12 protein-coding genes, 1 tRNA gene and 1 pseudogene are annotated in these 10,636 nt (G+C 66.2%); 8 read left to right on the plus strand and 6 right to left on the minus strand.

From position 1 onward, the window contains the following. Positions 1 to 18: 18 nt before the first annotated feature. Positions 19 to 540 carry a hypothetical protein gene (locus A5764_RS16535; protein ID WP_067114606.1) on the minus strand — a complete coding sequence of 174 codons (522 nt, stop codon included), beginning with the start codon at positions 538 to 540 and terminating at the stop codon, positions 19 to 21. A gap of 168 nt (positions 541 to 708) precedes the next feature. Here A5764_RS16535 and A5764_RS16540 point away from each other — a divergent pair, with 168 nt between their 5' ends. Then, positions 709 to 1,215 carry a DUF6328 family protein gene (locus tag A5764_RS16540; RefSeq protein WP_156664718.1) on the plus strand — a complete coding sequence of 169 codons (507 nt, stop codon included), beginning with the start codon at positions 709 to 711 and terminating at the stop codon, positions 1,213 to 1,215. A gap of 11 nt (positions 1,216 to 1,226) precedes the next feature. On the opposite strand, the gene A5764_RS16545 is transcribed toward A5764_RS16540, so the two are convergent. Further along, entirely contained in the window at positions 1,227 to 1,913 is a 687-nt protein-coding gene (locus tag A5764_RS16545; protein ID WP_067114593.1) for an HAD family hydrolase, read from the minus strand. Between the two features lie 157 nt (positions 1,914 to 2,070). On the opposite strand from A5764_RS16545, the gene A5764_RS16550 reads away from it, so the two are divergent. The 7 genes and pseudogenes from A5764_RS16550 (at position 2,071) to A5764_RS16575 (ending at position 7,002) form a co-directional block, all read left to right on the plus strand. Next, entirely contained in the window at positions 2,071 to 2,382 is a 312-nt protein-coding gene (locus A5764_RS16550; RefSeq protein ID WP_067114594.1) for a hypothetical protein, read from the plus strand. 147 nt (positions 2,383 to 2,529) lie between these two features. Beyond that, positions 2,530 to 2,688: pseudogene (locus A5764_RS30110) on the plus strand (hypothetical protein); the annotation flags it as partial. A gap of 156 nt (positions 2,689 to 2,844) precedes the next feature. Beyond that, a complete protein-coding gene (locus A5764_RS16555; protein ID WP_067114595.1) occupies positions 2,845 to 3,147 on the plus strand; it encodes a DUF4193 domain-containing protein in 303 nt (100 codons plus the stop codon). 69 nt (positions 3,148 to 3,216) lie between these two features. Further along, positions 3,217 to 4,590 (plus strand): cytochrome P450, encoded by a 1,374-nt coding sequence (locus A5764_RS16560; RefSeq protein WP_156664719.1) that lies wholly within the window; start codon positions 3,217 to 3,219, stop codon positions 4,588 to 4,590. Positions 4,591 to 4,735: 145 nt separating this feature from the next. Beyond that, positions 4,736 to 5,479, plus strand: coding sequence for a hypothetical protein (locus A5764_RS16565; protein ID WP_156664720.1), 744 nt, complete (start codon positions 4,736 to 4,738; stop codon positions 5,477 to 5,479). Positions 5,480 to 5,607: 128 nt separating this feature from the next. Further along, positions 5,608 to 6,231 (plus strand): restriction endonuclease, encoded by a 624-nt coding sequence (locus A5764_RS16570; RefSeq protein WP_067114597.1) that lies wholly within the window; start codon positions 5,608 to 5,610, stop codon positions 6,229 to 6,231. A 9-nt stretch (positions 6,232 to 6,240) separates the two neighbouring features. Further along, entirely contained in the window at positions 6,241 to 7,002 is a 762-nt protein-coding gene (locus tag A5764_RS16575) for a superoxide dismutase family protein (RefSeq protein ID WP_067114598.1), read from the plus strand. A 98-nt stretch (positions 7,003 to 7,100) separates the two neighbouring features. Here A5764_RS16575 and A5764_RS16580 read toward each other — a convergent pair whose 3' ends face one another. The 4 genes from A5764_RS16580 to A5764_RS16595 all read right to left on the minus strand — a co-directional run bounded on the left by A5764_RS16580 (position 7,101) and on the right by A5764_RS16595 (position 10,451). Next, complete coding sequence (locus A5764_RS16580) at positions 7,101 to 8,003, minus strand: PE family protein (protein ID WP_067114599.1); 903 nt, start codon at positions 8,001 to 8,003, stop codon at positions 7,101 to 7,103. 250 nt (positions 8,004 to 8,253) lie between these two features. Beyond that, positions 8,254 to 8,327: transfer RNA gene (locus A5764_RS16585), tRNA-Pro, on the minus strand. Between the two features lie 61 nt (positions 8,328 to 8,388). After that, a complete protein-coding gene (locus A5764_RS16590; RefSeq protein ID WP_067114600.1) occupies positions 8,389 to 9,495 on the minus strand; it encodes a PLP-dependent cysteine synthase family protein in 1,107 nt (368 codons plus the stop codon). Next, positions 9,492 to 10,451, minus strand: a complete 960-nt coding sequence (locus A5764_RS16595) for a metallophosphoesterase (protein WP_067114601.1) — start codon at positions 10,449 to 10,451, stop codon at positions 9,492 to 9,494. Before A5764_RS16595 ends, A5764_RS16590 begins: the two co-directional genes overlap by 4 nt. Positions 10,452 to 10,636 lie beyond the last annotated feature (185 nt).

Raw genomic sequence — 10,636 nt, forward strand, 5'->3', positions numbered from 1 at the left:
ATGTGCCCGGGCGACTAGCTACTGCATCTGGTCGAGCATGTCGGAGAAGGCCGCCTTCAGCCGGAGCGCCTTTTTGATCTCGTCCGCGGTGACGTAGGGGTATTCGCCGTACTCGAGGAAGCTGGGGAAATGGTGCTCGCGCACAAATCTGATGAATGCCTCCGGGTTGGTTTGCCAGTCGTCTGGAAAGCCTTCCAGGTGGGTGAATGCCGTCGTGACGCCCGACTGCGAGAAGAGCTTGATCGCATCTTCGGTGTACTTGTCGAAGTCGGTGTCGAAGATCCCTTGGTATTGGAAGTGCAGTCCCGAGCCCACGTCGAAAAGGACCCATCGCAAGTAGTGCAGGCGCAGCGGAGCGAGCAGATCAGGCTGGGCTTCGATTGCTGCCTGGATCGTCGTGCCGTACTCGCGGATCGCGTCCTCGCGCCCCGGCTTGACCTTGGCGATGATCGAGAACCCATAGCAGGCGGGTGTCCTCGGGAAAACCGGTCCGGACCTGCCGCGCTGGAGTTCGAAGTATCCCTCCCGCGGAATGGCCATCGCGGCGGGTTTGCTCCATTCGTGGTCGTTCACCGACACCGTGGCTCTCCCGCTCAGTTGGGGACGTTACTCCTCGATCCTCCTCCTCGGGGCGCCCCGCCGGGAAGGCCTTCGGAAATTGAAGGCGCGGCGGCCGGTGTTCAAACGCCTGGTGGGATGATTAGGGGCATGGATGTCGACGTCGATCATCCGGAAGATGACCAGCAGTGGGACCGGCGCAGGCGCGGCGAGACCGAAACCGAACGGCTGGACCGCAATTGGAACAGCCTGCTGCAGGAGCTGCGGGTAGTGCAGACGGGGGTGCAGCTGCTCACCGGGTTCCTGTTGACGCTGCCGTTCCAACAGCGCTTCGACGTGCTCACCGAGCCGTTGCGGATCGTGTACCTGGCGACGGTCGGTTGTTCGGTGGGCGCAACCGTGCTGCTGGTCGCCCCGGTCGGCATTCACCGGCTGCTGTTCCGGCGGCATCGCCTGCAGGTGCTGGTGTCGGCCGCGCACCGGTGTGCGTTTGCGGGGCTTGCGCTGCTGGGCACGGCGCTAACCGGGGTGACGCTAATCGTTTTCGCCGCGGTGGCCGGGCGCAGCGCTGGCCTCATAGCGGGCGCCTGCGCCTTGACGTTGTTCGCGTTCTTTTGGTGGCTTTTACCGCTGCTGTTGCGCACCCGCGGTATGTAGCGCGCCACCGCTCAGCGGCCAGGCACCAGCGCCGCGATGCGGGTGGAGTCGAGCTGGTCCAGGAGATCCTGCGCATCCGCGAAAATCAGCGCCGCGCCCGCGGCCTCCAATTCCGCGCGGGAGATGCCCCCGCTCAACACGCCTATGCACGGCAACGCCGCGGCCGTCGCGGCCTGCGCGTCCCATACCGCGTCGCCGACGAACACGGCCTGGTCGGCTTCGACACCGGCCCGGTCCAGCGCGACCTGGACGATGCCCGGTTCGGGTTTGGCGGTGTCGACGTCGCGCGACGACGTCGTCACGGAGATGACGTCGTCGCAGTCGAGTGCCTTGAGCAGCACCTCGAGTTCGTCTTCGGGCGCCGAACTGGCCAGCACGACTTGCAATCCCAGATCGGCGACGCGGTGCAGCAGGGCGCGCGCGCCGGGCAGCGGCGCCAACAGCGACATGGTGTCGGCGTAGTGCCGGCTGTGTCCGTCGCTGAGCCGGTCCTGCACGTCGTCGGGGGCGTCCTCGGACAAGGTGCGGACCAACGTGTCTCCGTCCATGCCGATGCAGCGGTGGATCTTCCAGGCGGCAACGGGCATGTCCTCGGCGTCGAAGGCGCGCTGCCATGCGTAGACATGCAGGTAATTGGAATCGACGAGAGTTCCGTCGACGTCGAATAGGACGGCGGGCGTGCCCCTGGCGGTGTTCATGTGCCCGGCATACCCGCGCCGGCTTCGGCTGACACCACCGTTTGGCCCTTTGGGCCTGCGGGTAGACCTCGACGAGATCACCGATGCGCTTCCCGCCGGATCCAATCTGCAAGCTGCCCAATCACGCTGGTGCACAACATCATTCACGAGGAGTGACGTGAATTACCTGAAGAGCGACCCCGTCGATCACGAACGCACGTTTCGTCGGCATGCCGGGGAGACCCTCATTCACGGCCCGCACGCGCCCGGTGTGTACGGCGTGATCGTGGCTGCGGGCGCCCTGATCGTCGGCTTGTTCGCATTCGCGACCGGGCACCTTCTGGCCGGCTCGGTGGCCGCCATGCTGGCCGTCCTGCTCTCTGTGGCGAGTGCGGCCTGGCTGCTGCACACCCACCGCAAGGTCCGCGACGCCGAACTGCGCTGGCACGCCACGCATTCCGACGAGCCCGCGCCCCCGCCCACCAGCTAGACGCGGGCGAGCTAACGAAAGCATTGCCCCTCCCGAGTGGGGCGCAGAGGTTTATTTGTCCTCCTGACCGGGTAGAAGTGCGCCATGCTCGACACGTCCCGCCCGTTTCGTCCGGCAAACGGCACCGCCGGCCCGGACAGGCGGGCAAGTGTCCCGGGTTTGGTGGCGGCGGCGATCTGGGCGGCCGGCGCGGTAGCCGGCGTGGTCGCGTTGGTAGTCGGGCATATCGGGTTGGCAATCGCGGCGCTCATTGTTGCCGTCGTAGCCCCATGGGTCGGCCTGGCGTGCGTGTCGCATGGGCATCGCCCGACCTACACCGTCGTGCCCGTTGGCCGGCGATTGGCGGGTGCGCAATTTTTTGGCGCGCATAGGTGTGGCTGAGACCTGAACTGGGTAACGACTGACCCACGGGTGAGTACAGGCGAGTGCGTCAACCCGTCACCGAGCAGGAAGGAACCACCGATGACGACCACAAGCGACTACGACGCACGCCGGCTTTCCGACCTCGAGACCCAGGACGCGACCTCGCTCCGCGAGCTGGCGCCCAAGCGGCCCGTCGCGACGGCCACGGTCGTCGATGAGGACCCCAACGACATGGTGTTCTTCGAGCTGCCGGGCGCGGACCTGTCCGGTGAAGAGCTGTCGGTGACGGTGATTCCGCCGCGGTCCGACGAGTTCACCTGCTCGAGCTGCTTTCTGGTGCAGCACCGTAGCCGGCTACGGAAGTCGAGTTCGGGTCTCCCGGTGTGCGCCGACTGCCTGTGAGGCCCTTTTAGGCAAGACACGGGCGGGGGATTGTTGACCAACGGATAACGCCGTGTTTCTGTCGTCAGCGTGGCCGCATCCGCTCTTCGCCGGGGGGAAGCGCCCGACGCCCTGAGCCGTCCACCCGGGCTGCCCGCGCCGCGCCCGCTTCGTTCCGTCTTCGCCGCGGCGTATGCGATCGCCTACCTGGTCGGCGGCGAGCGCCGGATGCTGCGGCTGATACGCCGATACGGACCCCTCATGACAATGCCGGTCCTCAGCCTGGGCAACGTGGCGATCGTGTCCGACCCGCAGCTGGCCAAGGAGGTTTTCACCGCACCGCCCGACGTGCTGCTCGGCGGACAGGGTGTGGGACCGGCGGCCGCGATCTACGGCTCGGGATCGATGTTCGTGCAGGAGGAGCCGGAGCATCTTCGGCGGCGCAAGCTCCTGACGCCGCCCCTGCACGGCGCCGCGCTCAGCAGCTACGTCCCGATCATGGAGAAGTCGGCCCTCGCCGCCATGCACAGCTGGCCCGTCGACCGCCCCTTCGAGATGCTCACGGCGGCCCGGGCGCTGACGCTGGATGTGATCGTCAGGGTCATCTTCGGAGCCGACGATCCCGCCGAGGCCCGGCGACTGGGCCGGCCATTCGAGCGTCTGTTAAACCTTGGTGTCTCAGAGCAATTGACGGTCCGCTACGCGCTGCGCCGCGCCGGCGCGCTGCTGGTCTGGCCGCAGCGGGCCCGCGCCAACAAGGAGATCGACGACGTCGTCATGCCGCTCATCGCGCGACGGCGAAATGACCCGAGCTTGGCCGACCAGCTCGACATCCTGGCGTTGCTGATGTGCGCCCGCGGAGATGACGGAGAGCGGCTGTCGGACAGCGAGATTCGCGACGACCTGATCACCTTGATGCTGGCGGGTCACGAGACCACCGCCACCACGTTGGCCTGGATCTTCGACTTGCTGCTACACCATCCCGACGCGCTGCGACGGGTGCTGGACGAAGCCCTGAGCGGAGAGGAGGCCTTCACCACCGCGGTGGTCCACGAGACCCTGCGGATCCGCCCGCCCGCGCCATTCACGGCCCGCGTTGCGGCGCAACCGGTTCCGATCGGCGGCTACCGCATCGACGCCGGAACGCGAATCGTCGTCCATATCATCGCGATCAACCGAAACCCCCGAATCTACGATCATCCTAACGAGTTCCGCCCCGAAAGATTTCTGGGCAGCCGGCCCGACACCTATGCATGGGTTCCGTTCGGGGGCGGCGTCAAACGCTGCCTGGGCGCGACCTTCTCGATGCGCGAGCTGATCACCGTGCTGCACACCTTGCTGCGTGCCGGGGAGTTCGCCGCGGTCGACGAGCAGCCGGAACGGATAGTGCGGCGCTCCATCATGCTCGCGCCCCGCTACGGCACCAGGGTGCGGTTCCGCCCCCTGACTGACCGAATCGGGTAGGCGTCGTTGCCGCAAGAGTCGAGTAGGCATCCCTAGACTTGGCGACGCATGGTTTGGGGGCCCAGCGCTCCACATCGCCGACGTCAAAGCTGTTAGGGCGAACGGATGTCGGGTCGTGTGATGCGCTCGCGAAGAGGACAACGAGATGACATTGGTAGAAGCATTTGCGGACGGAAGCGTGCAAATGGCCTCAGCCGGTACGCCGTGGTGGCTTCCGCTGTTTACGGCCGGGGCCGGCCTTTTAGGCACTATCCTCGGCGGTCTGATTACATTCTTCACCTCGACGTCTGCCCACCGCCGGGAAGAAAAAGCAGAGCGTGAACGCCAACGACGGGATCAGATTCGTGATGTCTCTGTAAGGTTCATGCAGGCGGTGTCCAAGCAATCCCTCGATAGCGCAAAGATCAAAGAAACCGCGGCAGAACTTCAGGAATTGATGGATCGGCTAACCAACGGCGACGACCCCACTGAGTCGCTCGCCGCGTTCAAGAACCGAGGGTTCGATCCGGAAAAGTCGCGATTGACGCCAGCAACATCGCAGCTGGACATCTTGAACACGGTACTGCAGGCGATTGGGGCGGTCGAATCAACCCTGTCGGAGGCCGGTGTGATTGTTGCCGAAATGCGGCTGCTCCTCCCGAATCATATTGTCAGGCTGGCGGGCTTAGTTGCGTCGGCCCGCTTCACTCAGCAACTGTATTCGGCGCTGCCGACAACGAATAAGTTTCAACAGCCTGGCGACATCAGCGCCTTGATGAGTCGATTCGTGAACGCGGTCCGGTCAGAATTGGGAATGGATGAATTCGTGCCCCTGGAAGTGCGGCTCGAAAATCTGGAAGCGATGGTGGGCGATGCTATCGACCCAAGAAAGGTGCCCAATAATAGCTGACTTCAGGAAACGGTAGTCGGCACGTGCGGCTTGTCGAAATCACACCGGTTCACCGCAATGCCGGTTTGTCATACCCCTCAGATAGGTTCATCCGACGAGCCCGGTCGGCAATAGCACCTCGAGGAGTCATGGACAAGATTCTCGGATCCTTGGTCGTGTTCGGGTTCGCTCTGCCTTGGTTTTTCACGCAGAGCGCCACCGGCAGCGTGCCGGCGGGAGCGGCGGCCGCAATGGCCGGCCTCGTCGCGACGGTCGGCGTCCTCCTATGGCTTTCGGCGCAGAGGGACCGCTTTCGAGTGCGATTGCAGCGGCGGCGTGATCTTAAGTGCGCCTCGTCCGCGATGGCGGCAGTCGACGAGATGCCGGGTGTCGAGTTCGAAGAATTCGTCGCGGCACAGCTACGAACGGCGGGTTGGAGCGTCAGCCACACCGCCAGCACCGGTGACTACGGTGTTGATCTGATCGCCAGGAAAGGGGGCACCCGCATGGCGGTGCAGTGCAAGAGGCTGGCCAGAGCCGTCGGTGTCGCGGCCGTGCAGCAGGTGGTCTCCGGCGCGCTACACCACCGTTGCAACCATGCGGTGGTGGTGACCAATCAGGGGTTCACCAAGGCGGCCCGGCAGTTGGCGAGCACGCACCGTTGCCGCCTCGTCGGACGCGAGCAGCTGCACATCTGGACACGCACGTCCGCGGGCGCACCGATTGACGGTAGTGCGAGCCGCACGCGTTTCGAGGTGGACCGATCGGGGTAGGCCCAGCCAATGAAAAAGGGCGTGTCCTTCGCGGCCGCGGTACTTGCCGTCAGCGTCGCACCGTTAGGCGCATGCGCAAACCAGGGCAGTAACCAGTCCACGACGTCCCCCTCCTCCAGCGCGCCGCCCGGCACCGAGCGGATGACCACCCAGTTGAAGGGCGCCGACGGGAGCCAGGTCGCCACCGCCACCATCGATTTCGCGAACGGCTACGCGACGGTGACCGTGGAAGCCGGCGCCAACCAGGTCCTGAGCCCGGGTTTCCATGGGCTCGAAATCCACTCGGTGGGCAAGTGCGAGGCCAACTCGACTGCGCCCGCGGGAGGCTCGACCGGAGACTTCAACTCCGCCGGAGGCGTGTACCAGGCGTCGGGCCACACCGGCTATCCCGCCAGCGGCGACCTGACCGCGTTGCAGGTGCGCACCGACGGTTCGGCGAAACTCGTCACCACCAGTAACTTGTTCACCGCGGCGGACCTGCGAAACGGCTCGGGCACCGCGCTGATCATCCATCAGAGCCCCGACAACCTAACCAATACCTCCACCGGCGATTCCAGCAAGCGGCTGGCCTGCGGGGTGATTGCCGCGGCGACCGCGACGACGACCTCGTCCACCACGGAGACGACCACCGTCATCACCACCACGACCGCCGTGCCACCGGCGTCGACCAGCACCAGCACGAGCACCGTCACGGTCACCAGTAGCGTCCCGACCGTCACGACGACGCCGAGCAAGGCCATAACGACCACGAGCGTTCCGCCCGGCGGCTGACCGCTTAAAAGGAACGTCACCTGTGGTGACAATGGTCGGGGTGGCGGGATTCGACCCCACGGCGGGCAGTCTTACTGCCTCGATCTTGGCTGCGAAGATTAGGAGCCGGCGATTGCAGCCATCAGGGCGGGAATAAGGCCACCGAACTCTGTACCGCTCAATGGAAAGGACGTCAGCGTCCCGTCGGTCGACGTCAGCGTAGTTATAACGGGCTGTGGGGGAGCCATCAGCCCTCCAAGGGGAACGGAGAACTCCGCCGTCGTGTAGCCGGTGTCCGAAGGCACCGGGAACGACATCGACACGGTTTGTTGGCCAAAGAAGAAGCCGTTCACGGCACCGGCTGGCGCGTTGACCAGTGCTTCGGCGGCGGCAACGGGGTTCCCGGTCTGCACCGCGTTGGCGAATGCAGTGCTGCTATTAGCGAGCGCAATCGCAACATTGGCCTCTGGACCTATAGCGTCAACAGCAAGCACATACGGCGTCGGCACCTCGAGTGACCCCGACGTCACGGTGACCCCGCCCACTCCGAGCAGCGATGCGGTCCCACTCATCGTTAGCACGATGGGACCGAATGGAGTTGGCTGATAGTAGACGGGCATGCTGAACGTCGGGTCAATCACGCTGGTCACGGCGTCCAGAAGGCCGGCTCCGGTCCCAACCAACGGCTGCCCCAACAATGCCTCGCTCGGCGCATTCAGCGCGTTCAACAAATTCTGCTGGACATTGGCGGCCTCGGCGCTGACATACTGAGCCATGCCGGCGTTCAACGCGCCTACGAACTGATCATGGAATGCCTGCGCTTCGGTGTTGAGAACCCGAAAATTCTGGCCGAAGTCTTCGAACAGCTGCGCGATCGTGGTCGACACCTCGTCCTGGGCCGCAGCCGCTATCGCGGTTGTGGGACCCGCGCCCGTTCTCGCTGCGCTCAGCGCGGAACCAATCCCGTCCAGAGCCCGGGCCGCCATCGCAACACTGTCCGGCACCACGCTGACAAACGACATCAGGCTTCCCCCACATCTCGCCAACTGGGTCGAGTATCCAAACACAAATTAATCACCGCTGCGGCTCTGCTGAAACCTGATGGGCGCTGTCGGCAGAAATTGTTAACCAAACGCTAACCCGGTGACCGCTCCTTGGGGCAAGCATCGCCGGGCGATCAGAGGCAAACCGACTCCCCGACAGGCCTGGCCGATCCCGGCGTCGCGACAGCGCGTCCCTTTGTGCCGCAGCGAGTCTTGAGACATCACAGGGTCGGGGTGGCGGGATTCGAACCCACGGCCTCTTCGTCCCGAACGAAGCGCGCTACCAAGCTGCGCCACACCCCGCTTGAAGCCACGACAGCCTATCGCACCGGCCCGGCGACTGGCCAAACCGCAGCACAGCGGGCTAGCTCCACGTGCAGGACCGTTCGAATGCGCTCAGCGCCTCGGCCGGGCCCTCCGTATCGAGGCCCTGCGCGCGCACCCACTGGTCGCTGAAGTAGGTGTCGGTGTACCGGTCTCCGCTGTCGGCGAGCAGGGTGACCACCGACCCGCTGCGGTCCTCGGCGGCCATCTCGGCGAGCAGGCCGAAGGCGCCCCACAGGTTGGTGCCCGTCGACGGCCCCACCCGCCGGCCCAGGACGGCGCTGACGTGGCGGGCGGCGGCGATGGACGCCGCGTCGGGCACGGCGACCATGCGGTCGACCACGCCCGGTAAAAACGACGGCTCGACCCGCGGCCGCCCGATGCCCTCGATCCGGGACGACGCGGGCATCACCACGTCGTACCGGTCCTCGGCGTAGGCGCGAAAGAACGCGGAGTTCTCCGGGTCGACAACGCACAGCCGCGTCGCGTGCCGGCGGTAGCGGATGTAGCGACCGATTGTCGCGCTGGTCCCGCCGGTGCCCGCGCCGACCACAATCCACTCCGGGATCGGGTGCTCCTCGTCGCGCATCTGCTCGTAGATCGATTCGGCGATGTTGTTGTTGCCCCGCCAGTCGGTGGCGCGTTCGGCGTTGGTGAACTGGTCCAGGTAATGCCCGCCGGTCTCCTGGGCGACACGCTCCGCCTCGGCGTACACGTGGCTCGAGTTGGCGACGAAATGGCAACGGCCGCCTTGTGATTCGATGAGCGCTATCTTGGCGGCGCTGGTGGACGCCGGCATCACGGCGACGAATGGCAACCCCAGCAGCGCCGCGAAATAGGCCTCCGACACCGCCGTCGACCCCGAGGACGCCTCGACGACCGTGGTGCCCTCGCCGATCCACCCGTTGCACAGCGCATACAGGAACAACGAGCGCGCCAGCCGGTGCTTGAGGCTGCCGGTGATATGGGTGCTCTCGTCTTTGAGGTACAGCGCGATGTCGACGTCACCACACCAGGCCGCCGGCAGGGGGTAGCGCAGCAGGTGCGTGTCGGCGCTGCGCCGGGCGTCGGCCTGGATCAGCCGGACCGCGTTGTCCGTCCAGTACCGCGACCCGCCGCGACTGGCGATCCGGGTCGGATCGCTCAATGCACGGAAGCTGTTGGCTGCGAACGGGATAGGTCGCTGGTGGAGTCCCGGTCGCCCATCGGGGCGGCGATCAGCGTCAGCAGGGTCGCCTCCGGCCGGCAGCAGAATCGCACCGGCGCAAACGGTGAGGTGCCGATCCCCGCGGAGACATGCAGCGCCATGTTCGCGCCCCAACGTGACGGTCCCTTCGCCCGGGAGCGGTCCAGGCCGCAGTTGGTCACCAGGGCGCCGTAGAACGGCAAACACAGCTGCCCGCCGTGGGTGTGGCCGGCCATCACCAGCTGGTAGCCGTCGGCGGCGAAGCGGTCCAGCACCCGCGGCTCTGGGGAATGCGTCAACCCGAGCCGCAGGTTGGCCGCCGGGCTGGCCGGACCGGCGATCGCGTCGTAGCGGTCCCGGTCGATATGCGGGTCGTCGACGCCCGCGGCCGCGATGTGCAGGCCGGCCACCTCGAACTCGCGGCGGGTGTGGGTGAGGTCGAGCCACCCGCGCTCGGTGAAGGCCGCCCGCAGGTCCTGCCAGGGCAGCGGCTCGCCCCGCAGCCGGTGCGTCGGTTTGGTCAGGTAGTTCAGCGGGTTCTTCAGCCGCGGCCCGAAGTAGTCGTTGCTGCCGAAGACGAAGACGCCCGGCCGCGACAGCAGGTCACCCAGGGTCTGCACGACCGCGGGCACCGCCTTGGGGTGGGCAAGGTTGTCGCCGGTGTTGACGACCAGGTCGGGCTCCCAGCTGGCCAGCTCGCGCAGCCAGGCCTGTTTGCGGCGCTGGTGAGGCAGCATGTGCAGATCGCTGATGTGCAGCACCCGCAGTGGTGTGGAACCGGGGGTCAGGACGGGCATGGTTATCTCGCGCAGGACAAACGCGTTGCGCTCGACGAATGCGGCATAACCGATGCCGGCGACGGTCGAGCCGAGGGCAGCCGCGCCGGTCCGTAGGAGAACGGGCATAACTTCAGCCATGCAGGCAGCCTACTGCGGGTTGCGCTTTGGCAGCGCGATCTGGCGCGCTTCGCGCTCTATGGGGGCGGCTGCCCGGGCGGCGGCGGAGGTGCCAGCAGCGGGATGGTGATCGGCGGCAGGCCCGGGATCTCCACCACCTGCGATCCCACCGGCACCGGGGCGCCCGCGGGGGGGGGCGGGGGGGC

This window comes from Mycobacterium sp. 852002-51057_SCH5723018 (genome assembly GCF_001667035.1).
Lineage (GTDB): Bacteria > Actinomycetota > Actinomycetes > Mycobacteriales > Mycobacteriaceae > Mycobacterium.